Origin of the sequence: Polaribacter pectinis (assembly GCF_014352875.1) — a bacterium.
In the GTDB taxonomy this organism is placed as follows: Bacteria; Bacteroidota; Bacteroidia; order Flavobacteriales; family Flavobacteriaceae; genus Polaribacter; species Polaribacter pectinis.
Genome location: NZ_CP060695.1, coordinates 932820 through 957184, shown reverse-complemented (window position 1 = coordinate 957184; position 24365 = coordinate 932820). Strand labels below are relative to the sequence as shown.

Annotated in this window: 19 protein-coding genes; 4 read left to right on the top strand and 15 right to left on the bottom strand. The window is 33.0% G+C overall.

What is annotated here, in order from left to right; translation table 11 throughout:
- Position 1 precedes the first annotated feature (1 nt).
- The 7 genes from H9W90_RS04520 to H9W90_RS04490 all read right to left on the bottom strand — a co-directional run bounded on the left by H9W90_RS04520 (position 2) and on the right by H9W90_RS04490 (position 7196).
- The gene (locus tag H9W90_RS04520) at positions 2 to 1207 is read right to left on the bottom strand and encodes a multidrug effflux MFS transporter (RefSeq protein ID WP_187483275.1); all 1206 of its coding nucleotides are present in this window, start codon (positions 1205 to 1207) and stop codon (positions 2 to 4) included.
- A 110-nt stretch (positions 1208 to 1317) separates the two neighbouring features.
- On the bottom strand, positions 1318 to 1725 hold the full coding sequence (locus H9W90_RS04515; protein ID WP_187483274.1) for a DUF805 domain-containing protein: 408 nt from the start codon (positions 1723 to 1725) through the stop codon (positions 1318 to 1320).
- A gap of 48 nt (positions 1726 to 1773) precedes the next feature.
- Complete coding sequence (locus H9W90_RS04510; protein WP_187483273.1) at positions 1774 to 3108, bottom strand: DUF58 domain-containing protein; 1335 nt, start codon at positions 3106 to 3108, stop codon at positions 1774 to 1776.
- 203 nt (positions 3109 to 3311) lie between these two features.
- On the bottom strand, positions 3312 to 4316 hold the full coding sequence (locus H9W90_RS04505) for an AAA family ATPase (protein WP_187483272.1): 1005 nt from the start codon (positions 4314 to 4316) through the stop codon (positions 3312 to 3314).
- 2 nt (positions 4317 to 4318) lie between these two features.
- Positions 4319 to 5527 carry a DUF4350 domain-containing protein gene (locus H9W90_RS04500; RefSeq protein ID WP_187483271.1) on the bottom strand — a complete coding sequence of 403 codons (1209 nt, stop codon included), beginning with the start codon at positions 5525 to 5527 and terminating at the stop codon, positions 4319 to 4321.
- Positions 5524 to 6201, bottom strand: coding sequence for a DUF4129 domain-containing protein (locus H9W90_RS04495; protein ID WP_187483270.1), 678 nt, complete (start codon positions 6199 to 6201; stop codon positions 5524 to 5526). The genes H9W90_RS04500 and H9W90_RS04495 overlap by 4 nt, the downstream gene beginning before the upstream one ends.
- A gap of 29 nt (positions 6202 to 6230) precedes the next feature.
- Positions 6231 to 7196 carry a stage II sporulation protein M gene (locus H9W90_RS04490; protein WP_187483269.1) on the bottom strand — a complete coding sequence of 322 codons (966 nt, stop codon included), beginning with the start codon at positions 7194 to 7196 and terminating at the stop codon, positions 6231 to 6233.
- A 22-nt stretch (positions 7197 to 7218) separates the two neighbouring features.
- On the opposite strand from H9W90_RS04490, the gene H9W90_RS04485 reads away from it, so the two are divergent.
- From H9W90_RS04485 to H9W90_RS04475, 3 genes are all read left to right on the top strand, one after another.
- Positions 7219 to 8031 carry an RDD family protein gene (locus H9W90_RS04485; RefSeq protein ID WP_187483268.1) on the top strand — a complete coding sequence of 271 codons (813 nt, stop codon included), beginning with the start codon at positions 7219 to 7221 and terminating at the stop codon, positions 8029 to 8031.
- A 169-nt stretch (positions 8032 to 8200) separates the two neighbouring features.
- On the top strand, positions 8201 to 9457 hold the full coding sequence (locus tag H9W90_RS04480) for an ammonium transporter (RefSeq protein WP_187483267.1): 1257 nt from the start codon (positions 8201 to 8203) through the stop codon (positions 9455 to 9457).
- A gap of 30 nt (positions 9458 to 9487) precedes the next feature.
- Entirely contained in the window at positions 9488 to 9829 is a 342-nt protein-coding gene (locus H9W90_RS04475; protein WP_187483266.1) for a P-II family nitrogen regulator, read from the top strand.
- Between the two features lie 434 nt (positions 9830 to 10263).
- Here H9W90_RS04475 and H9W90_RS04470 read toward each other — a convergent pair whose 3' ends face one another.
- The 6 genes from H9W90_RS04470 to H9W90_RS04445 all read right to left on the bottom strand — a co-directional run bounded on the left by H9W90_RS04470 (position 10264) and on the right by H9W90_RS04445 (position 18564).
- Complete coding sequence (locus H9W90_RS04470) at positions 10264 to 11409, bottom strand: MFS transporter (RefSeq protein ID WP_187483265.1); 1146 nt, start codon at positions 11407 to 11409, stop codon at positions 10264 to 10266.
- 150 nt (positions 11410 to 11559) lie between these two features.
- A complete protein-coding gene (locus tag H9W90_RS04465) occupies positions 11560 to 11955 on the bottom strand; it encodes a hypothetical protein (protein WP_187483264.1) in 396 nt (131 codons plus the stop codon).
- Between the two features lie 70 nt (positions 11956 to 12025).
- Positions 12026 to 15151, bottom strand: coding sequence for a type I restriction endonuclease subunit R (locus H9W90_RS04460; RefSeq protein WP_187483263.1), 3126 nt, complete (start codon positions 15149 to 15151; stop codon positions 12026 to 12028).
- 17 nt (positions 15152 to 15168) lie between these two features.
- Positions 15169 to 15738, bottom strand: a complete 570-nt coding sequence (locus H9W90_RS04455) for a transposase (protein ID WP_187483262.1) — start codon at positions 15736 to 15738, stop codon at positions 15169 to 15171.
- Between the two features lie 10 nt (positions 15739 to 15748).
- Positions 15749 to 16972 (bottom strand): restriction endonuclease subunit S, encoded by a 1224-nt coding sequence (locus H9W90_RS04450; protein ID WP_187483261.1) that lies wholly within the window; start codon positions 16970 to 16972, stop codon positions 15749 to 15751.
- Positions 16969 to 18564, bottom strand: coding sequence for a type I restriction-modification system subunit M (locus H9W90_RS04445; RefSeq protein ID WP_187483260.1), 1596 nt, complete (start codon positions 18562 to 18564; stop codon positions 16969 to 16971). Before H9W90_RS04445 ends, H9W90_RS04450 begins: the two co-directional genes overlap by 4 nt.
- Positions 18565 to 19025: 461 nt before the next feature.
- Here H9W90_RS04445 and H9W90_RS04440 point away from each other — a divergent pair, with 461 nt between their 5' ends.
- A complete protein-coding gene (locus H9W90_RS04440; RefSeq protein ID WP_187483259.1) occupies positions 19026 to 19667 on the top strand; it encodes a DUF6266 family protein in 642 nt (213 codons plus the stop codon).
- A gap of 100 nt (positions 19668 to 19767) precedes the next feature.
- On the opposite strand, the gene H9W90_RS04435 is transcribed toward H9W90_RS04440, so the two are convergent.
- Together H9W90_RS04435 and H9W90_RS04430 are read right to left on the bottom strand one after the other, a co-directional pair.
- Entirely contained in the window at positions 19768 to 20076 is a 309-nt protein-coding gene (locus H9W90_RS04435) for a helix-turn-helix domain-containing protein (RefSeq protein ID WP_187483258.1), read from the bottom strand.
- A gap of 1675 nt (positions 20077 to 21751) precedes the next feature.
- Positions 21752 to 24133, bottom strand: a complete 2382-nt coding sequence (locus H9W90_RS04430) for an outer membrane beta-barrel family protein (protein ID WP_187483257.1) — start codon at positions 24131 to 24133, stop codon at positions 21752 to 21754.
- Positions 24134 to 24365: the final 232 nt, after the last annotated feature.

Genomic DNA, 24365 nt, shown 5'->3' with positions numbered 1-24365 from the left:
ATTATGCTGTTTTCTTTTCATTTACAAAGTTTAAATATTGAATTAGTAGTAATGAAATCAATCCGCAAACAAAAAAACCAATAAATAGTGGCAGAGCAGTAGTCTCTAAAAAACCACCAATATAAGTTGCAATGGGTACTGCCATAATTGTAGAGACAAAACCATTAATAGCTGCTCCAATACCAGCAATATGTCCAATAGGTTGCATAGCTAATGCTCTTGTATTACCAAACAAAAAGCCAATTGCAAAAAATTGTATCCAAAAGAAAGCTACTAAAACATAAATACTAGGGTTACTTTCTCCGGTATACAATGCTATATAAACAATAGGAACTAATGTAAAAACAATGGTAAAAATTTTTACTAATTTAAACATGCCAAATTTTACAACTAAAGTTCCGTTTAAAAAAGTTGCAAAACCAACACCAATTGCTAAACCTGCAAAAATAAATGGAAACTCTTCTTTTAAGCTATATTGTTGTTCAAAAATTAATTGACTTGCACTTAAATACACCATAAAAGAACCTGTAATAAAACCAGAAAATAACGTAAATATGATAGCGTCTTTGTGTTTTACAAATTCTTTAATGCCATTTACAAAAAGTGTGAACTTAAATTTCTTTTTATTTTCTGGTTTTAATGTTTCTGGCTGTCTTTTCCAAAGCCAAATCATGACAAAAAAACCAAATAACAACTGACTGTAAAAGATAGATTTCCAGCCATATAAGTCTAACATTATTTTACCAATTGCTGGTGCAACAACGGGTACCAAAATAAAAATAGCCACTACAAAAGACATTACTTTTGCCATGTAATTTCCACTAAAACGATCTCTAACCATTGCTATACTTATGGTTCTTGGTGCAGAAAGACCAATACCTTGTAAAATTCTACCAACAATCATCATTTCTAAATTGGTGGCAAAAACACAAACCAAACTAGCAAGGGTAAAAATTATAAAACCTACATAAATAACAGGTTTTCTACCAAAACTATCAGATAAAGGTCCAGAGATAAGTTGTCCAAAGCCCAAGCCTAAAAAAATCATAGTTATTAACAACTGATTATTCTGTGGATCAATAACATTCATGGAAGCACTAATGTCTGTAATTGCAGGTAATAAAGCATCAATAGACAAGGCAACTAAAGACATTAAAGATGCCATTATTATTATAAATTCTAACTCCGATTTTTGTTTAATTTCCATGGGAACAAAAGTAGGTTTTTAGGGAGTATCCTTGTTGTAGTTTCTAAACTATTTACAAAAAAAAAGAGTTGCAAAATGCAACTCTTTTTATATAAGTTATATAGGTAAAATTATTCTCTACCTATTTGATCAATTACAAGATCATTTCCTTCTCCTTTCGGGTTTGGCCCCCATTTGTTCTCTCCATTCTCACTATCTGTACATAAAAGAACTAATAACCAAATAGTACCAATTAATGGTATTATAGCAATTAAATACCACCAACCACTTTTACCAATATCATGTAATCTTCTAACAGCAACTGCCAAACCAGGAATAAATGTTGCTAAACCAAATAAAACATAAATCCATCCATAAGGAATTTCTGGTGAGAAAGATAATCCTAACACAGAATCAAGAATCATCGCTACAATTGCAAAAATCATTTGAAATAAGACAAACATCCAATATTCTTTCCTTCTTGCTCTTCCTTTAAAATCTGCGTAATGTTCTTTTACTACTTTTAAATACCAATTCATTTTTTTTAATTTAGTTAGTTAATATTGATGCGAAAATAATTAAATTATCTAGAAAAGTCCTCTTGATTTTAATTCTAAATATTTATTAATTGTAGCTCCTGTTAAATCTTCTGGTTTTGTAAGAACAGATTGTATGCCGTATTTCTTTAGCTCGTTTACAATTCTTTTCTTTTCATACATAAACTTTTCTGCAATAATTGTATCATAAACATCTTCAATATTTTCTACTTTTAAGTTTGTTAAGGCATCTAATTCAGTGTTTTTAAAGAAAACTACCAGTACTAAATGATTCTTTGCCAAAGCGCGTAAATAGGGTAGTTGTCTATTTAAACCATCCATTGTTTCGAAATTTGTATAGAGTATTAATAAACTTCTGTGTGTAATTTTTCTTTTTACAACTGCATATAAAGTACTAAAATCAGATTCGGAAAAGTCGGTTTTTATATTGTGTAATGCTTCAGAAATTAAGCTCATTTGCGAATTTCTTTTCTCTGCAACTACCCAATCTTCTAATTTGGTAGAAAAAGACAACATACCTGCTTTATCTTGCTTTCTTAACACCACATTACTAATTGCCAATGTTGCATTTACAGCATAATCTAACAAGGTTAAATCGTTGAATTGCATTTGCATTGCTCTTCCTTTATCAATAATAGCATAAACTGGTTGCGATTTTTCTTCTACGTATTGATTGATCATTAATTGATTTCTCTTTGCTGTAGCTTTCCAATTTAGTGTTCGAATATCATCTCCTGAAACATATTCTTTAATCTGTTCGAATTCTAACGAATGTCCGATTCTTCTAATTTTCTTGGTTCCGTGAGAAACTGAATTATTGGTAAAAGCTTTAAAATCGAATTCTCTTAATTTTAAAAAAGAAGGATAACATTTTATTTCTTTTGCTTCGCCTAAAACATATTTTTTAGTTGCCAATTGTAGGGGAGAACTTGCATATACATTGATGTTACCAAAGTTATAAACACCTCTTTCTGTTGGTTTTAAATTGTAATGTATGGTTTTCTTTTCTTTTGATGGCAGCGTAATATCATACTTAAAATCTCTTTTTTGAAACTGATAAGGAAACTCCTCTATAATTGATAAGTGTGCATTAAATCCGTATGAATTTGATAATAATAACGTTATTTTATTGGCATCACCATTAGACAACCTTTCTGGCAATATACGTTCTACTTCAATAGCTTCTTTAGCATTGTAAAGAATAAAAATGTCTACAAATACTAAAGTAACCAAGATAAATAACAACACTTTAGAAACCTCAAAAAAGATGGGCACAAAAAAACCTACTACAAATAATAGCGCAATTATGGCTAAAATGTAGAAGAATCTGTTATTTAAGAATAAGGTGTTGTATAAATGTTTCAAGAAAAATAATTATTTGTGTAATTGTGTAACTGTTTAATTGTTTAAATGTCTGACTGCAAACTGCGACCGTAACTGTTGACTTATTTTACAGTATAATTGTTTAATTGTTTGAGTGTATGACTGTTTATCTGAAAGTGAGATTGCTTCGTGCCTCGCAATGACACACAGACTGTAAACCGCTGACTGAACACTGCCAACTAATTTTACCTAGGGATCTCCACAGCTTCAATAATTTGTTCAATAATTTGTTTGCTGGTTAAACCTTCCATTTCTCTTTCTGGTGTTACAATTACTCTGTGTTGTAAAACAGGGATTGTTGCTCTTTTAATATCTTCTGGAGTCACAAAATCTCTTCCTTCAATTGCTGCAAAGGCTTTAGAAGCGCTTAAAATGGCAATACTTGCTCTTGGTGAAGCGCCTAAATATAAAAAGGAATTAGAACGTGTGTTTACTACAATATTTGCAATGTATTTTAGCAAGTTTTGTTCGATGCTTATTTTCTTTATCAAACTTCTAAATTCGATAATTTTAGATCCTTTTATTACTTGTTCAATCTTACCTATTTTGGTAGTATCTTCTAATGCTTGTTCTCGCATTATAATTTCTAATTCTTCTTCAGCATTCGGATAATCGATATTTATTTTGAATAGAAAACGATCTAATTGTGCTTCTGGCAATCTGTAAGTTCCTTCTTGCTCAATTGGGTTTTGTGTTGCTAAAACTACAAATGGTTCTTCCATTTTATAGGTATTACCATCTATAGTAACCTGTTTTTCTTCCATAACTTCAAACATGGCAGCTTGTGTTTTTGCTGGCGCTCTGTTAATTTCATCAATAAGGATCATGTTCGAGAAAATAGGGCCTTTCTTAAACTCAAATTCCGATGTTTGTAAATTATAAACAGAGGTTCCCAAAATATCTGAAGGCATTAAATCTGGCGTAAACTGAATTCTACTAAAATCGACATCAATAGTTCTAGACAGTAATTTTGCTGTAATTGTTTTTGCGACTCCAGGAACTCCCTCAATTAAAACATGTCCGTTTGCTAAAAGCGATACAATTAACAAATCCATCATGTCTTTTTGTCCTACAATTACCTTTTGTAACTGTTGTTTTATTTTAAAAACACTTTCTTGTAATTCAGACAAATCTATTCTGTTTGTAAACTCAATATTTTCTGATGTTTGTTCGTTGTTTTCTGTTTCCATATCTATTTGTTAAAGAAATTATCTATCATTTTATGCAATACAATTAGCTCTTCTTCAGAACAATCGTCTTTCTTATTTAAAGCAATAATTGTATGTATTAAGTACTTTGTTTTTTGCAGTTCATTTCCAGATTTTGCTGCTAATTTTTCTATAAAACTGCTATTTAAACTAGCTGTATTAATTAAATATTTTGTTCTTACTTTTTCTAGGAAAAAGGCTATTTTCTTATCCACTAAATTCTTATGATCTTGCTCTTTTAAATACAAATTGGCAATGGTTTGTGTAAATGCCACGGTTGTATTTTTTAAAGGTTCTTTTATAGGAATAGGACGTTGTTTTCTTCTTGCATTAAAAAGCATAAAAAGCAATACTCCCGCTAATGAAACAAATAAAAACCAAGTAAGTGTTTTGTGTTCTAAAAAGAATTTAAAAACGGAATTATTATCGTCTTTTTTATTGGCAAACTTGCTCGATTTTATATGTGGGTCCCATAAAATACTTTTATTAGACACGTAAGAAAGTACATTTGCTGCATAGGCCTCCTTGCCATTTAGCATATTATAATTGGTAAAAACAACAGGGTTGGTGTGTAAATACAGAGCTCCTTTACCATGATAAACTTTAATAAAATTAGGTACTTGTTCGCCATCTATTTTTGTGGTTCCTAATACAATTGTGCTGTTTTCATTATACTCTAGAAAATAATGTCTGCGAATATTCCTATCAAAATTATACGTTTTATTTGCAAATTGGTTGTTTTCTAAAGTAAATTCTCCTTTTAGTTCTCTTAATTCTGCAACTGTAGATGCGTTTTTGTCTAAGTTGTTTGTAGTAAAACCAAGCTTTTCTTTTAAAGAATCGCTAAAATAATTTACTGCTATAAATGCATCATTTCCATTGTGTATAAACCTTAACAGATTGTCAATTCCATCATCTGTAAGTTTGTAGGCACTATTTTTTATACAGATATAGCTTCCATAATCTGCTCTTTCATTATAATTATGAAATAAGTAGTCGTATATATTTTCGTTTAATAAAACTACTTTTTCGGTTTCTAACAGCGTTGTTGCTTCGTTATAGATTATATAATTACCAAACGGACTTTTCTCTTTCTCTTTGTAGTTTTCATTCCAATTGGTTTCATTACAGCTCACCAACTGCAATAGAACCAATAAAAAGGCAAGTGTTTTTATGTTTATAAATCTTTTCAAATATTCGATTTTAAAAAGGATTTGTACTTGTGTTCTACCGCATGAAATTTACTTGCGTCCACAGGAAATTCTCCATACCAAACATAAGAATAGACGTATGACAGATAAGAAAACTGTTTTCTAGTCTCTGTATTTTCAATCTCGAAAAGGTATTCTGAATTGGTTTTGTCTTTATGATAATCAATCAACTTTTTAGTAGAAAGCGCTTTTAAAACGGACAAATAATAGTAACGTATTGCCAACCTATATTCTTGTTTGGCAATGGCATCTTTTAATAAAGCCTCTAAATCTACTTCGTGAATGTCTTCATCTTCAAAAACTAGTTTTTCTGAAGTAATTTTCTTGTTTTTCTTAAAGTTCCAAAAGCCAACTTCGGTTCCTAAAAAGGTTTTTAGAATGATAAAGATGATGATTCCTCCTAACAAATAAGGAAAAACATTGGTCATAAAAGCCATAAAAGCTAACAGTAAAGCACTGTCATTAGGAGAAGTCTTTTTTTCTTCTACACTTTCTGTATACGTAAACTCTTTATCTGTGTACTTTTCCTTTAAATTGTCTTTAAATGTTCTTTTAGCAACAAAATCGGTGTTTTTATTATAAACAATGGTATCGCTAGCTATTTCAATAATTTCTGTCTTTTCTTCTTGAGAAAATATGGTGAGGGTAGCAAACATCAGAAAAAAACAAAAGAATAGGTTTCTCATTATCTTAATTGATGTTTTCTTGCCACTTTAAATGGCAGAATTAAATAATAATAACTAATAGATATTAAACTAACACCAATAATTAAAAAACAGAGTATGGTAGGCATTATATTAGAATAACGCGTAATGTAGCCTTCTAAAATTGCAGCCACTAAGGTAAACGGAATGGTACTAATAAAGATATAAAAAGCTTCTCTAATGCCTATTTTAAATGACTGAATTCGTTTTAACGTTCCTGGAAATAAAATACTAGCACCAATAATATAACCCGCAGCTGCTTCTATAATCATGCTAAAGATTTCGTAGGTTCCGTGAATCCAGATTCCTTTAATACTATCAAAAAAGCTATTATGCTGATAAAAGAATGCTTGAAAAACGGCTACCATAATGGCATTGTAAATAATATAGAAAGCAGTTCCTATTCCCAAAAAAAGTCCTGATAAAAACATGTTTAAACCCACTCTTTGGTTGTTATCGTAAATTCCTATAAAGGTTCCCCAGTTACTTCCGCCTTTGTAAATTGCCATAGCATCGCCACTTTCTATGTTTTCTAAAGTAGTGTCTACATAATTGTTTCCTAAAATCTGACGCGCAAAAGCATCATCATTAAAAGTAGAGAGCAGTCCTATAAAAAAACAACAAAAGAAAACAATAAACGAGAGGTAAATGTATTTTTTGTATTTGTAGCAGAGTAGTGGTACTTGGTCAAAAAAGAAGTAGAGTAGTGGGTTCTTGTCTTTTCTTTTAGAATGATATACCTTATCAAAACTCGTCTTGGCAAGCTTATTTAGGTATACTGTAACTTTACTTTTTGGGTAATACGTTTGTGCATATACAAGGTCGTTCATGATCTTGATATGCAGATTGGCGATGTCATCTGGACTTTTTTTCTCTTTATTTGTAAATCCTTGTTCGAATTCGAGCCATTTTTCTTTATTTTGCTTTATAAAAGCGACCTCTCTCATTAAGAGCGAATTTAAACATTGTATGAAAAGACTGCAAATTAAAACTGCACAAAATGTAAACATTAATTTTGCCCTTGCAAACGTTGGGCAAAGACTGCTAGCATTTATAATAGACAACATCTTAAAATTTGCATATCTGTATTTTGTAATTAAAGTTTTCAACTTTACACTTATTCAGGCTGCCTTTGGTGATGATAATTGGACGCTAAAAGCCATCGATATTCTAATCTTTTTACCCATAACGTTCTATTCTTTGTATTCAGAGATTTTAATGAACGGACAAACCATTGGTAAGAAGTTCATGAAAATAAAAGTTATTAATGTAGATGGTTTTAAACCTTCTATTACAGATTATGTAATGCGTTGGTTTCTGCGTATTGTAGACTTTAACCTCTTTATGCTCATCTTTGTTTATGTGGCATCTTTAGGTTTAGATGGTAGAGAAGAATTGTTGTGGCTTTTATTTTTATTTGGCAAATTATTAGGGTTCCTGTTAATTGTTTTCACCAATAAAAACCAACGTTTTGGAGATATTATAGCAAATACCGTTGTTATTTATTTAAAAGACGAAGTTAAGTTCTCTGAAACCATATTAGAAAATCTTTCTAATGAATATGTACCTACGTATCCAAATGTTATCAAATTGTCTGATAACGATGCACGAATTATTAAAGAAACCTTTAAAAACGCTGCCAAATTTGATGATTATAAGACACTTATAAAACTGCGCACTAAAATATTAGAAGTTACAGGTATTATTTCTAAACACAACAGCGATAAAGATTTTATAGATACAGTGTTAAAGGATTATAACTTTTATACACAAAATATGTAATCCGATTTTAGAAATACCTTTATTTGAGTATATCACATTTTAAGGCTTTATAAATCCTATATTCATAAATATTAGCATTTTATGGGGTTTATTTTTATTTTATTTAAACAGACTTTTTCTAACAAGCATAGTATATTTAAAAAACTTAAAATAGCATTAAAATATACGTATGTTTTCAACAATTTCAACCCAAACAGTAACACAACCAGAACTTATTAGCGCCATAGATACCATTTGGGTAGCGCTCTGTGCAGCCATTATCTTTTTTATGGAAGGTGGTTTTGCCTTATTAGAAGCAGGTTTTGTAAGATCTAAAAATGCCATGAGTATTATTGCCAAAGTAATTATAGATGTGGTCTTTGGTGGACTTGCATTTTATGCTGTTGGCTTTGGTATTGCTTACGGAAATTCAAACGGATGGTTTGCTTTTGATGTTGGTATTACTACAGAAGATTTAGGGTTAGGATTAACCGTTTCTAATAAATTATTTTGGTTCATTCAATTAGGTTTTGCCATTGCATCTATTTCTATTGTATCTGGTGCCGTTGCAGAAAGAATGAAAATGTGGAGTTATGCCATCTTTGTGGTGGTGTTTTGTACCATAATGTACCCACTTGTTGCCAACTGGGTTTGGAACCCTAATGGATGGTTAGCTGTAAGAGGTTTTAACGATTTTGCAGGTTCTGCAGCCGTACATGCCATGGGAGGTTTTGCAGCGTTAGCAGCAGCCATTGTATTAGGCCCAAGAATAGGTAAGTACCAAGCCAATGGAGAAGCAAATGCGATTCCTGGTCATAATTTACCTTTAGCGGCCGTTGGTGCCTTTATTTTATGGTTTGGTTGGTTTGCCTTTAATCCAGGTTCCACTTTAGGTGCCGTTGGTAATTGGGAACTGATTGGAACCGTTGCTACCAATACCTTTTTAGCATCTGCAGCAGGAGGGATGGCTACCATGTTTTATACGTATTTTAGATACGGACAAATAGATATTACCATGACCATTAATGGTGTTTTGGCTGGTTTGGTTGCCATAACAGCAGGTTGTAATGTAGTAGATGCCAATGCTGCCATTATTATTGGTTTAATTGCAGGTGTTTTGGTAGATGTTGCCGTTTTATATATTGATAAATTAAAGATTGATGATCCTGTGGGAGCTATTGCTGTACATGGTGTTAACGGTTTATTTGGTGCTTTGGCTGTTGGTTTATTTGCCACAGAAGGAGGTTTATTCTTTGGAGGTGGAGCAGCCATGCTAGGTACACAAGCCTTGGGTGTATTTGTAATTGGCGCTTTTTCTTTTACGGTTACGTTTATTTTGATGAAAATCTTACAGAAAACAATCGGAATTAGAATCTCTAAACAGGAAGAATCTGCAGGAATAGATGCCGTTTCATTTGGTGTTGAAGCATATTCAACTTTTGAGTAATTTTTTAATTAATTTAGACAAACGAACAACATGAAAAAAATAGAAGCAATTATAAGACCCTCAAAATTAAAAGCAGTTCAATTAGGTTTAAAAGCTGCAGGAATTCCTTGTAACACAGTAATTCCTGTAAAGGGAACTGGTTTGCAAAAAACGTATACAGAACGTTATCGTGGTACAGAACAATCGATGATCATGAAAACACGAATCATGATTATTTGTGTGGTTAGTGACGCTAATTTAGAAACTTGTTTAGATGTTATTCTAGATAACGCATCTGAAGGCTTGGTTGGCGATGGTAAGATTTTTGTTTACCATGTAGAAGACGCTATAAGAATAAGAACAAGAACTAGAGGTATAGAAGCTATTAAATAAGAGGTTACCATATTAAAAAGAGTGTATATTTTATATACTCTTAAAAACTCTATTTAACATAATATAAATTATAGTACAGTTGTAATTATCTGATTTAAATTTATTTAAAGCACCTGATTAACATATTAAATTTAATTGTAATATATAAAACTATCATTCTTTCCTGTAATAAAAATGTTCCAAGTCATCGCGAGGAACGAAGCAATCCCACGCAACAGTACGGAACATAAGAGTAAACAGTCATAAGAGCGTAAAAAGATCCGTAAACAAGTTTAAATAAACAGCAGAAAACCCAACAAACAGATTGCTTCGTGCCTCGCAATGACGCGTTTTAAAAAGCTACCCAGCCATTAAAATTACAAGTCATTGCGAGGAACAAAGCAATCCCACGCAACGCATGAGCTAAATAATAGTTTCTCTTTCGAAAAGACAGATTATTCTAAATGCTTTTTTAAATGATTGAATACACTGATGGTTAATGGAATAAAAAGAAACCCACCAATTATAAATACGATAAACGCTTTTTGCAAACCAAAATACGCCGCTAAATAGCCAATTAAAGGTGGCCCTAAAAACATGCCCACTGTAGAATAAGTTCCTATGATGGAAATAACGATTCCTGTTGAATATTTTTTTGCTTTTCCTGCCAATATAAAGGTCATAGGAAACAGCCCAGAAACTCCTATACCTACCAAACAAAACCCTATTAATGCAGGCCAGAATTCAGGAATTAATATCGCTATTGAAACTCCAGTCATTATTAAAATGGAACTTAAAAAATATAATTTTTTCATTCCGAAATAATCAATTAGGCTGTCTATTGTTAATCTATACATAGACATGCAAATCATAAAAAGTAAATATCCGTAGGTAAAAACTTCTTCTTTTACCACATCTTTAAAGTAAACGCCATTCCAATCGTACATACCACCTTCACAAATGGCCGCAAGAAATACCATAAAGCCTAATAGCATAATGTATTTGTTTGGCTTTTCTAACTTAAATTTATTGCCTCCTTTGGCCTTGTCGTTTTTTATTAAATACGGGTATGCAATAAAAATAGTAAGCAATGTAAATACAGCAACTATTAAAAAATGGACTTGTATAGAAATGTTTAGTTTCAGCATTAAGGTGGTAAATAAAACACCTACTACTCCACCAATACTCCATAAACCATGAAAAGCACCAACAATCCGTTTTTCAAATTTTTCTTGTAAAGAAATAGATTGTGTGTTTATAGAAATGTTTAAGATTCTTAAACTTACCGCAAATAGAAACAAGGCAAAAATAAGTAAGGGCAAACTTGTTGCAAAACCAATTAATAAAAGCGATATGGCAAAAAACACATAGGCAAATTGTTGTGGTAATCTACTATCGTATTTTGACACCAACCAACCAGAAAGCGGAATACCAATAACTGCACTTGCTGGCAGTATCATGAGCATGTTTCCTAATTGCTCTTCACTAAAATTAAAATTGTCTTTTATAGTAGGTATTCTAGATGCCCAAGAAGAAAAACAAATACCAGACAGTAAAAAATAAGTGGAAAGTGAAATTCGTTGTAAACTTCTTTCTTGCATTCGTAATTATATTTGAAGGCAAAAATAATTCTTTTGTTGTTTTAGAAGGTCTTTTAGTTGAATTATTACAATAAAAAACTTTCTTTAAATCATGGGTGTATTGTTGGTTGTTTGCATTTAACATCAGATATCATATCGATAGCTATTATGTTAAAAGATATTACGGTAATTTAACTTTAACTTTTTAATAAAAATAAAATCAATTAATTTTTCGATGTCTTTTATATCTGTAATTCTCACATAATAATCTCCAAATTCTTCTTGCTGATTAGGTTTGTTAAAATCAAGACGTAAAGTTTCTATACCTTTGGTAATATATTCTTGATTTGCTCTAAAATAAAGGGTTATTGAGGACTTACCAAGATATACCGAAAATGGTTGTTTTACTTTAGCACCAAAAATAGGTTCTAAACTATTGTCTTTTAGATATAAACGAACAACGTTTTTATTGTTTTTCAATTTAAATTTAATATCCAACCAATTATTGTTGTCAATAATTTTCAATAATTCAAAAGCTAATGCTAGTGATGTTATTTCTTTTTCCATTAATGCTAATGTTATGTAAGTATAATTACCCAGTTATTTCTTTGCAAACTTTCTTGTAGATATTAAAGAACTATGTACCTGCAAAAAATGCTGCCAAGTTCTCACTCTGCGCCAACACCTTGTCTGCTTCCATTTTTGCGACATCTGGTGGATACCCATATCGCATTAAAATCTTCTTAACTGTTAGTCTTAATTTTGCCCTTACATCGTCACGCTTACTCCAATCTACAGTGGCATTGTTTCTAACTACCTCAACAATGGTATGGATTAAGTCTTTCATTTTATCATCGTCTAAAAAGCTAGTCGATTCATTTTGTGATAACACACTGTAAAAAGCATATTCTTCAGGAGTTAAGCCTAAATCCACACTTTTTTGGTCCTCTAATCGCATATCTTTAGCAATAGCAGACAATTCTGCTAATACTTGCGCCGAATCTATTTGATTGTTGTGATAACGCTTTACAACCGATGCTAACATATCTGAAAAGCGTTTCCCTTGTGCTATGTTCTTTGTTTTTCGAACACGCACCTCATCTGCTAACAACTTTTTAAGTAACTCAAAGGCTACGTTTTTTTGTTGCATATTTTTTACTTCTAACAAAAACTCATCAGATAAAATGCCAACTGAAGGTGCTTTTATACCTGCAGCTTCAAAAACATCTATAACACCTTCACTTGATAACGCATCGTCTACAATTTGCTTAATTGCCGATTCTACTTCATAATCGGACTTTGTAGTATTGCCTGTAAACTTATTTATTCTTGCTTTTACAGCTTGAAAAAACGCCACTTCATCTTTAATGTTATCTGCTTGCGGACTAGGAATAGACATAGCAAACAACTTAGATAATATGGTTACTTCTTTTATAAATCTATTTTTTAAGTCTTCTGTTTGCAACACAAAGTTTTGTGCTCCTAATAAAATTTGTAGTTTTCTATTTGTTTCTGCTTTAAAATATGATATATAATCGTAGCCATGTAAAATTTGTGCTACCACTTCAAACTTTTCTAACATGCCTGCAATGGCTTCTTTAATATCTACAATTGGGGTACCTTCTCCTCCACTTTGTAAATACGTAACCATAGCGTTTCGTAAATCTTGACCAATACCAATATAATCTACAATTAATCCTCCTGGTTTATCTTTATACACTCTATTTACTCGTGCAATGGCTTGCATTAAGTTGGCACCTTGCATTTTTTTATCAATATACATGGTATGTAAATTGGGTGCATCAAAACCTGTTAGCCACATGTCTCTAACAATTACCATTTGTAATGGGTCGTTTGGGTCTTTTATACGTGCTGCTAATACTTTACGTTGAGACTTTGTAGTGTGATGCGGTTGCAAAATCGCTTCATCATCACTGGTACTTGTCATAATCACTTTTATTGCGCCTTTGTCTAAATCTTCATGATGCCAATCTGGACGTAAAGCAATAATCTCATTATAGAGTTTTGCACAAATTTTACGACTCATGCTTACAATCATCGCCTTGCCTTCAAAGACTTCTTGTCTTGCTTCAAAGTGTGTGACTAAATCGGCTGCGATATCTTTTAATCTATCGTCTTTACCAACTATTTTTTCTATGGCTGCACTCTTGGTTTTGGCTTTTTCTATTTGTTCTTCGGTAGCACCTTCTATTTCATCTATTTGTGCATCTATAGATTTGGTAACTTCTTCGTTGAGTTTAATTTTTACTAAACGCGACTCGTAACTAATGGGTACTGTTGCGCCATCATCTACTGCTTGTTTTATATCATATACATCTATGTATTCCCCAAAAACGGCTGGTGTAGATTTATCTTCTTTTTCAATAGGTGTTCCTGTAAAACCAATATAAGAAGCTTTTGGCAACGCATCGCGTAAATACTTAGCGTTACCATATCTAATTTCCGAACCCTCTTCTACTTCTACCACACGTGCTTTAAAACCATATTGACTTCTGTGTGCTTCGTCTGCAACCACAACAATATTGGTTCTTTCTGATAATGTATCAAATACATTGCCTTCTTCTGGTGAAAACTTTTGAATGGTTGTAAAAATAACACCACCTCCAGACACATTTAATAACTCTTTTATATGATTTCTATTTTGCGCTTGTACAGGCGTTTGACGTAACAACTCTTTACAATTGCCAAACGTACCAAACAATTGGTCGTCTAAATCGTTTCTATCTGTTAAAACCACAATAGTAGGATTCTCCATTTGTGGATGCGTTACTATTTGTCCTGAGTAAAATACCATAGATAATGATTTACCAGAACCTTGCGTATGCCAAACCACACCAACTTTACGGTCGCCTTCTTTAGCGTCTGTTGCTCTTATGGTTTGTGTTACTGCTTTTTGTACTGCGTAATATTGATGATAAGTTGCCACCTTTTTAATTTTTACCTGAAAAATTAATCCTGTTTTATCATCCTTTTTTTCTTCTTGCTCAAAAACCGTACAGTAGCGAATTAACTCTACCAAGGTTTTTTTATTAAGCATGTATTCGGTTAATATTTGTAGTTCTGTTCTTGGGTCGTTAATTATTGCTTTTGGTGCTTTCCATCTTAAAAAACGAGAAAAAGGCGCAGAAACACTAGAAGTTCCTGCTTCTATACCATCGCTAATTACACAAATACTATTGTAATAAAAGATGCTTGGTACTGCTGTTTTATAATTTTGTATTTGTTGATACGCTTTTCTAACCGTTGCATTCTCGTCTGTGGCATTTTTAAGTTCTACAAATACTAATGGCAAACCGTTAACATAAATAACAACATCAAAACGCTTCTCATTATTGTTTTCTTTTACTACTAATTGATTCACTACCCAAAACTGGTTGTTTTGTGGCTGCCCCACATCTAGCAGTTTTACATTAATCCCTTTTGTTCTGCCTTCTTTGTTATACTCTACTGTTACACCATTGGTTAGCAAGGTATGGAAACGCTCGTTGTTTTCCATTAAGTCTTGCGTACCAAGGTTTACAATTTTTTGATAGGCTTCTACACGTGCCGATTCTGGTACGTCTGGATTTAAATGACGTAACGCATTTTTTAGTTGTTGCTCTAACAACACAGATTCAAAACCTTCACGTTGTGGGAACTCACTATAAGGTGCAATGTCTGGACCGTAATAATAGGTGTAGCCTTGACCAATTAATTGGTCAATGAATGCTTGTTCTATGGTGTTTTCTGAGAGTTTAGTCATTTTAAGACAGATTCTAATTAGGGTTCAGGGTTTAATGTATCAGCATTCCATTTTAATGGATTGTTGACAATATAATTGGATATATTTTGATGAGATTTTTCATTTCGGATAATGTGTTCCCAATAATTACGTTGCCATAATTTGCCATCAAAACGTTGCCAATTGTTATTTTTTACGTTGCGTATGTATTGGTTGGTTGTCATGGTTTTAAACCATTGCACCACCACATGTAGGGGCGAACCTATGTGTTCGCCCATAATAGGAACGTGTTCGCCCATATTAGAATTAGGGCAGACACGTAGGTCTGCCCCTACGCCAATATTATGAATAATGGCATGGAAATGATTGGGCATTACCACGTGGGTACCGCATTTTATATCATCAAATTTGTTTTCTAATTCGTAATACCATTGTTCTATCATTTTTCCTGCATCGTTTAAATGCAAAACCCCATTGGTTATTTTGCCAAAAAAACAATGTCTATTTTGTGTGCAAATGGTAATAAAATACAATCCTTTTTGGGCATAATCGTACCCTTTTAATCTTATAGAGTTACGTTTATATTTCTTTGGATTATTACTATACATTCTATTTTATTTACTTCTTAAACCCATTAACTCGTATCTCACCACGCATTAACTTTGGTAATAAAGCATCTCTGGTTTTTGTTAAGGTTTGGATTTGTTTTGAGTTACTTAAAATTTTATCAAAAATAGGTTTGATTAATTTATCAAAATCTGTTAAAGCTTTATTTGAAGGAATAACAGTTTCATAGAATCTTAATATATCAGTTTTTAAATTCACAAATACACTTCCACTTCCTTGTTGCACAAGTGTTGGTCTAATATGAAGAAAAAGTAAATAAAGATATTCATTAGAAACTATAGAACTTGGAAAATGCATCCAACCATCATGTACACATGTATCAACAGCTAAAAATTTTGGCATTCCTGGTGTTGCACTATTGGATAATACTAAATCTCCTGCTTTTTTTAAGGTTGTTTTTTTTAATCCTTCAATTTTAATATGTTCCTTTATCTCAAAAATAAAAGGAGAATCTGTAGCTGTAGCATCAGATATTTTCAACCATCTATATCCAGAATCTGAAATATAATCTTTAATTGGTCTTGGAGAACCACCACGCTTTATTTCTGTTAAATTTCCAATTGTACCAATTTTCCAACCCTCAGGCAGTTCATCACCAATTTGATATTTACCAAACCACTCTTTAAAAATAGTTTGTGCGGTTTGCTCTAAAGTTTGGTTTTGTGCGCGTAGGTTTTCTATTTTATCATCAAAAGCGGTTAAAACCTTGGCTATGGCTTTTTGTTCTTCAAGTGGTGGAATATTTAATTCAAAACCTAATAGGACATTAATTTGCATGTTAGGCTGAGTAGAAGTTCCATAAGCTATGGACTGAACATATCTATCAAATAATTTCGATTCAATTATTTTATACAAAAACTTATAATCACATTTTTCATTTACACGAAGTCTTATTAGTCCATTATTAAATACTGATTTTAAATTTTCAGAAACTAAATAATTAACTCCAATAGTATTTCCTGTTCTAGCTATTAGAATATCTCCTGTTAAAAGTTGAAATCGTTTATAATTTTTTTCTTCTACTTTAGTATTTCCCCAATTCTCATATTTCTTTTTTTGAGAGGCATCTTGAATTCGAAAACATTTTATGCCTGTTTCTTGTTCAACAATTGGAGCTCGTTTAATAGCATCTAATCCTGTATTAGCAGAAATAACAATTTCAGCCAAAGTAGTTTCAATCCAACCATCAGGTAATTTATCATCTATACTACTCATAACTTAAACCCAATATTAGCCAGTTGTGTTTTAATTTCTTGGTTTAAGGCTTCCTCTTCTTGCATTTGTTGTTGCAAGGTGGTGGTTAGGTCTGCCATTTTGGTTTCAAATGGGATGCCATCGTCTTCCTCGTCTGGTATGCCCACATAACGTCCTGGTGTTAGTACGTGGTTGTGTTTGCGTATGTCTTCTAGGGTTGCAGATTTGCAGTAGCCTTTTATGTCGTTATAGGCAGTTTCATTTTGAGATTGCTTCGTTCCTCGCAATGACGGATCGTTTGCAATGACGGTTTTCCAGTTGTGGTAGGTTTGTGTTATTTTTTGGATATCGCCTAATCCATTGTCGTGGTAGTTTCCTTTTTTGGTGTCGTTGTCACTATCTGAAAAATCTCTGTGTACTCGGTCTTTTAGATAGCCCATTTCTGAGGCATCAATAAATAAGACTTCGTTAGTATTTGTTCTTCCTCTACGTAAAAACCAAATACAAGCAGGAATACCTGTGTTGTAAAATAGTTGTTTTGGTAAGGCTACAATACACTCTACCAAGCCAGCTTCTACTAGGTTTTTACGTATGTCTCCTTCGCCAGAAGTGTTAGAACTTAAAGAGCCATTGGCTAAAACGGTTGCCATAACCCCTCTTGGTGATAAATGGTAGAGCATGTGTTGCATCCACCCAAAATTGGCATTTCCATTTGGTGGTGTGCCATATTGCCAACGTGCATCGTCTTGTAAGATGTCTATTCCCCATTCTTTTTGGTTAAATGGTGGATTGGCTATTACAAAATCTGCTTTTAAATCGGGGTGTGCATCTTTTAAAAACGAGCCCTCTGTATTCCAAGCTACAAACTTGCTATTAATGTTACGTATGGCAAGGTTCATTCTAGAGAGTTTCCAAGTGGTTTGGTTACTTTCTTGTCCGTAAACCGTAATATCTTTTATGTTACCAGAGTGTGCGGTTACAAATTTCTCAGACATGATAAACATACCACCAGAACCCGAAGCAGGATCGTAAATACGCCCTTTGTAAGGTTCTATCATTTCTACCATTAGCTTTACAATGGCTTTTGGTGTGTAGAATTGTCCTCCTTTTTTACCTTCTGCATTAGCAAATTCTCCTAAAAAGTACTCGTACACACGACCAAACAAGTCTTTTGAGTTTTCATTTTCGGCTTGTAACTCGGTATTCGATATTAAATCGATGAGTTCGCCTAAAGCGGTTTTGTCTAGATTTGCTTTACCATACACTTGAGGTAAAACATTTTTTAATTCTTTATTTTCTTTTTCTACCGCTTCCATGGCTTCGTCTATAGTTTGACCAATAATAGGCAACTTTGATTGTGCATGTATGTGAGACCAACGTGCTAATTTGGGTACAAAAAAGGTGTTTTCTGCAATATATTCGTCTCTATCTTCTGCATCTGAATATTCATCTTTTACTAATTTTTGATATAATTCATCAAAAGATTCGGATATGTATTTTAAAAAGATAAGCCCAAGTACTACGTGTTTGTACTCTGCTGCGTCTATATTTTTACGCAATTTATCTGCTGCTTTGAACAAGTCTTGCTCAAAGGTGTTTTTAGTTTTTGCCATAAAGGTTGGTTACAATTTTTTTTAAGAATTAAATGTAAGTATCTTTTAGAGAATATTAAAGAAAATTTACAAACAAATGTATTTGTAGGATACGTTGTACTCTTTTTAATTTGTTTTGGTCCCATTGACCATCATCACCCTTCCCACCACTCTCCTTCGGGATTCCTCCCAAAAAAGTCCATTTTTTAAAAAAAGCCCCTACCCGCACCCGAACAAACCCCGAACCAAACCCGAACAAAACCCTATAAAAATTGGATTTGTGGGTCAGCATGTGTCAGGGTGTGTCAGAAGAGGTCAGCATGTGTCACAAGAGGTCAGTATGTGTCAGAACAGGTCAGCATGTGTCAGAACCGTTCACTTTGTGTCAATACGTGTCAATACGTGTCAGTACGTGTCAACTGTTTGGTTTTATGGTTTTTAGCTCCTATGTTTGGGGTCTATTAATCATAAAAAATAAAATTATGGCAACATTTGAAAAAGGTATTCTTGGCGGATTTTCTGGCAAGGTAGGAAACGTAGTAGGCTCTCGATGGAGAGGGAAAAACGTAATGCGTAGTTTACCACAGCGTGGTAATTATACGGCTACAGAAAAACAGGAAGAACAACGACAAAAATTTAAGGTCGTTATTGGGTTTTTAAGTCCTATTGTAGACGTGTTAAGCAACTATTTTGGGTCTCCACAAGGCGATAAATCACGTTCTAACTTGGCAACTTCTTACCATTTGAAAAACGCAGTGGTTAGTACCCCACAAGGCATGGTAATGGATTATGCCAAAGTATTAATTAGCAAAGGCGATTTAAGAGGTATTGATGGTGGTACGGTGGCAGCAGCTGCTGGACAAGTACTAAACTTTAGTTGGCAAGACAATAGCGGCCAAGGAAAAGCCACAGCAACAGACAAATTAATGGTGGTGGTCTATGCACCCGACTTAAACTTGTTTTACACCAATATGGCAGCAGCCACTAGAGATGCCACCACGGCAAGTGTAACACTGCCTAATTTTATGGCAAGTTTTGAGGTGGAAGTTTGGGCTTCTTTTAGCAAACCAGGAACCAATTTTGCAGCGATAAGTACCTACATGGGTGCTGCCACCGTACTGTAAAAGAAGGTGGTTTAAAAACGTAAAACTAAAATAAGTTTGTTTTGAACGTGTTGGCAGATAACAATACAAATGTTAGCTGTGATCACGTTTTTTTTAGTGCTTATTTGTCTCGATGTTTGTTAAAAATAACAGTAAACGGTAAGTTGTTAGATTCCGACTTACTAATATTGCTAAGTGCCTTATGCATAAACACCTTGTTTAATAAGTGTCTAGGATAGATAGGAATTCGACCTAATTTAAAATTGGGGATGTTGTGTTTTTTGCGTAATCGGTATAAGGTACTGCGGCTCACGTTTAAATGTTTCATGACTTCTTCTGTTGTAAGCCATTCTTCTTTTTTTAATAACTGGGCATCAAAATCTAAATGCGTGTTTTGTAATGCTGGTTGATTCTTTTTTTCATTTTTCATAATCGCTTTTTCTTAACAACATACTCGGTTGACATAGAGTATATTAACCCTAAATATAATTATTTTTTATAAAGTATTGTTTTTCAGATGTAAAAAAGTAGTGCAATTCAGGTATAAATACGGGGTTATATTATTTAGATACTTAAGGAAGAAAAGAGGGTTTTAATAGCGTTTAGAAAAACGACTAGCAGATTGCTTTTACTTCATTCCTAGCAACAGGCTAAAGCCTCGCAATGACAAGTGCAGAGTAAGTGATTGCAGGGGAAAGTTCAATAAAAAAACTCCAAACCGACCTACTATAATTTTAGTAGTAATTCAAAAGAAACGAAACGGCAAGTGTCCAAAGAGCTTTAGCGGTCTGGACACGATAGTGTAGATTCTTGTAGAATTCAATAAAATTATAGCAAGTCTAGATTTTTGTTTCTTTTCATCAATGGAAAAGAAAATAAGAAAAAAAAGAGTAAGAACACTTGAGTAAGAGCGCATGAGTGTGTAAACAAGTTTAAATAAAATGTAGAAAAACCAACAAACAGATTGCTTTTGCTTCGTTTCTCGCAACAGGCTAAAGCCTCGCAATGACGAGTGTTAATTTGATTTGTCGTTATTACGAGCGCATGAATGTCATTACGAGGTAAAGTTCAATAAAAAACTCCAAACCGACCTACTATAATTTTAGTAGCAATTCAAAAGAAACGAAACGGCAAGTGTCCAAAGAGCTTTAGCGGTCTGGACACGATAGTGTAGGTTCTTGTAGAATTCAATAAAATTATAGCAAGTCTAGATTTTTGTTTCTTTTCATCAATGGAAAAGAAAATAAGAAAAAGAAAAAAAGAGTAAAAACACATGAGTAAGAGCACAAAAACAAGTTTTAATAAAACATAGAAAACCCAACAAACAGCTTGCTTTTGCTTCGTTTCTCACAACAGGCTAAAGCCTCGCAATGACGAGTGTTAATTTGATTTGTCGTTATGACGAGCGCATGAATGTCATTACGAGGTAAAGTTCAATAAAAAAACTCCAAACCGACCTACTATAATTTTAGTAGCAATTCAAAAGAAACGAAACGGCAAGTGTCCAAAGAGCTTTAGCGGTCTGGACACGATAGTGTGGGTTCATGTAGAATTCAATAAAATTATAGCAAGTCTAGATTTTTGTTTCTTTTCATCAATGGAAAAGAAAATAAGAAAAAAAAAAGAGTAAGAACAGTTGAGTAAAAGCGCAAAAACAAGTTTTAATAAAACATAGAAAACTCAACAAACAGATTGCTTCATGCCTCGCAACGACGAGTGTTAATTTGATTTGTCGTTATTACGAGCGCATGAATGTCATTACGAGGTAAAGTTCAATAAAAAACTCCAAACCGACCTACTATAATTTTAGTAGCAATTCAAAAGAAACGAAACGGCAAGTGTCCAAAGAGCTTTAGCGGTCTGGACACGATAGTGTAGATTCTTGTAGAATTCAATAAAATTATAGCAAGTCTAGATTTTTGGTTAGCTCACGCGTTTATATTTTAAAGTGTTCATGAATCTCTAAAAAGTCGATTTCTTTTCATCAATGGAAAAGAAAATAAGAAAAAAAAAGAGTAAGAACAGTTGAGTAAAAGCGCAAAAACAAGTTTTAATAAAACATAGAAAACTCAACAAGCAGATTGCTTTTTACCTCGCAATGATTCCTACCTTCTCCTACCCCCAGAATACGTCATGGCTTCTCCCTTACCAAATCCGTAGCTAATACCCAATGTAATAAAGCGTCCACGTTGTCCAAAACTATAAGTTTCAAAAGTAGCTTGGGTTACAAATTGCTCTGAAATTCTTGAAGCAAACAAATCTCTAACCCCTAAATTTACAATGGCTTTTCCTTTAAATATTTTTTTACGCACCCCAAGATCTAGAAAAGCATAACCGGTAGTGGTTCCTTGTACAGTTTTAAAACCAGATTGGTAATTTCCTGTTAGTTCTACATCAATATCTGCAGGAAGTCCTATTTTAGAACCCAATCTAGACGACCATTGGTTTCCAGAAAAATCAAAAACTTGTGTTTCAAAAGTACCCACTCTATCAAAATAATTCAAGTTGAAATCTCCTGTAATTGTCAGCCAGTTACTAGCTCTGTATTTTCCATTAGTTTCAAAACCAATTGCCGAATTGGTACCAATATTTTGTGGTGTAGTTATGGTTACATTATTTACATACGTAAAAACACGCTCTACCATATCTGTTGTAAATTTATGATACAGACTAGAACTTAAAGTAGCTTTGCCTATTTTATAAATGCTTGTCAGCTCGTAAGAATCCGTAAATTCTGGTTGTAAATTGGGGTTACCAACACGTATGTTAAAGTTGTTTCTAATATTAAAAAACGGATTCAAATCCCATAATCTTGGTCTAAAAATACGTTTAGAATAGCCGGCTTGCAAAGAAAAGTTCTCTCCTACTTTGTAGGATGTGTGCAAGGTTGGAAAGAAGTTGGTAAAATTCTGTTCGTTAGATTCATTGGTGTTTGTTAAAAGCGTTTTTAAATTGGTTTGCTCTACCCTTACCCCTACTTTTATGCCCCATTTTTCTTTTTCAAAAGCCCCAGTTGCATAGGCACCAAAAACCTTTTGATTGTATTCGAAATTGTTGGTTAAATCGTTATTTACTTCATAGCCGTTATTGGTTAACTCGCTCACTTCATAATCATTTCCTACATCATTAATTACATATTGTGCACCCGTTTCTAAGGTATAGGTATCAGAAATTGGGTTTGTATAATCTACTTTGTACGTGTAGTCTGCTTGTATAAAATCTGTGGCTGTTTTTTGATCGCTATCGCTATCAGCACCAGCAATGGTGGTGTTTGTAAAATGAGATGACAAGTCTTTTCCGAAAAAACGTCCTAAAACGCTTAACAATAAAGTATGATCTTCATGGTCTTTAAATTGCTTCTTATAATTCAGTTCGTAGCTATACTTAGGGTTGGTAGCGTCTGTAATTTCATTTCTTTCCCAACTAGAAATTAGGCTATTGTTAGCATCAAAATAGTTGAAATTGGTTTTAGAAGGTTGCTTTTCAATTTCATAGGCAAAATTACCCGATAACGTTAGTACGTTTAAATCGTTAATATGGTAATCTGTACCTAATGTTATGTTGTAAAAGGTTTCATTTCTATATTCTGTACCCTCACTAAAAATAACCTCGTTATTGGTTAAGTTTCTATTAATAGCTTCAGCATCTTTTGGTAACGATCTATATCCAGCTCCTAATTGTGCAAATAAATTGAAGTTTTCTGTTCTTCTGTTTAGGCTTAACCCTATACTATGATTGTCTGGAGTACCCGTATTTACAGAAACGGAACCATTCCACCCTTTTTTTTCTTCTTTCTTTAAAATAATGTTTAAAATACCAGCAGTTCCCGAAGCTTCGTATTTTGCAGACGGATTTGTAATAATCTCAATACTCTCTATCATATCTGCAGTAATGGTACCAAGCGCATTGCTAGATTCATCTGCCAAAACCGATGGCTTGCCATTGATTAATATTTGTACACCAGAACTCCCTCTAAGACTTATTTCGCCTTCCATACTTACATTTACAGAAGGCACATTATTTAGCACTTCTAAAGCACTTGCTCCTGTACTACTAATATCTGCACCCACATTAAAAACGCGTTTGTCTAATTTAAAAGTGGTTTTAGAAATTTCTCCAGTAACAACCACCTCATCTAAAGACTGACTGTCTGTAATAAGAATAATTTTTCCTAAATCTATCTTTCCGTTTATCGTCTTAAACTCCTTTATGGTTTTAGTTTCAAAGCCCATAAAACTTATCTCTATATAAAAATTGGTTTTAGAAGTAGCCATGCTAAACTTTCCAGATTCATCTGAAGTTGTACCTGCAATAATTTTATGAGAACTTGTATCGTTTATTACCACAGTTGCATAAGGAATCGGTTGTGAAGTTGTATCTTCAATTAAGGTACCAGTAATCTTAATAAGATTGTCTTGGGCAATTGTATAACTGCTAATAAATAATAAAATATAAAGCGATAGTGTATTTTTAAGGCGTAATTTCATTTGATAATATAGGATAAAATCGATGTCTGTTTTTCTTTTTTAAGAGGAAGCAATATACTACAAAATCAGAATACAATAGAAGATCTTAATGAAAGGTTTAATAAGTATTCTATGCATGTTCCTACGCTCCTATTTACTTTTTAAACAATACACCTTTTAAACTTTTCTGATGAGGTTTATAGAACCTGCTTTTTGTTATAAAAAGAGAAAAAACAGGGTTTTGTATGGTTCA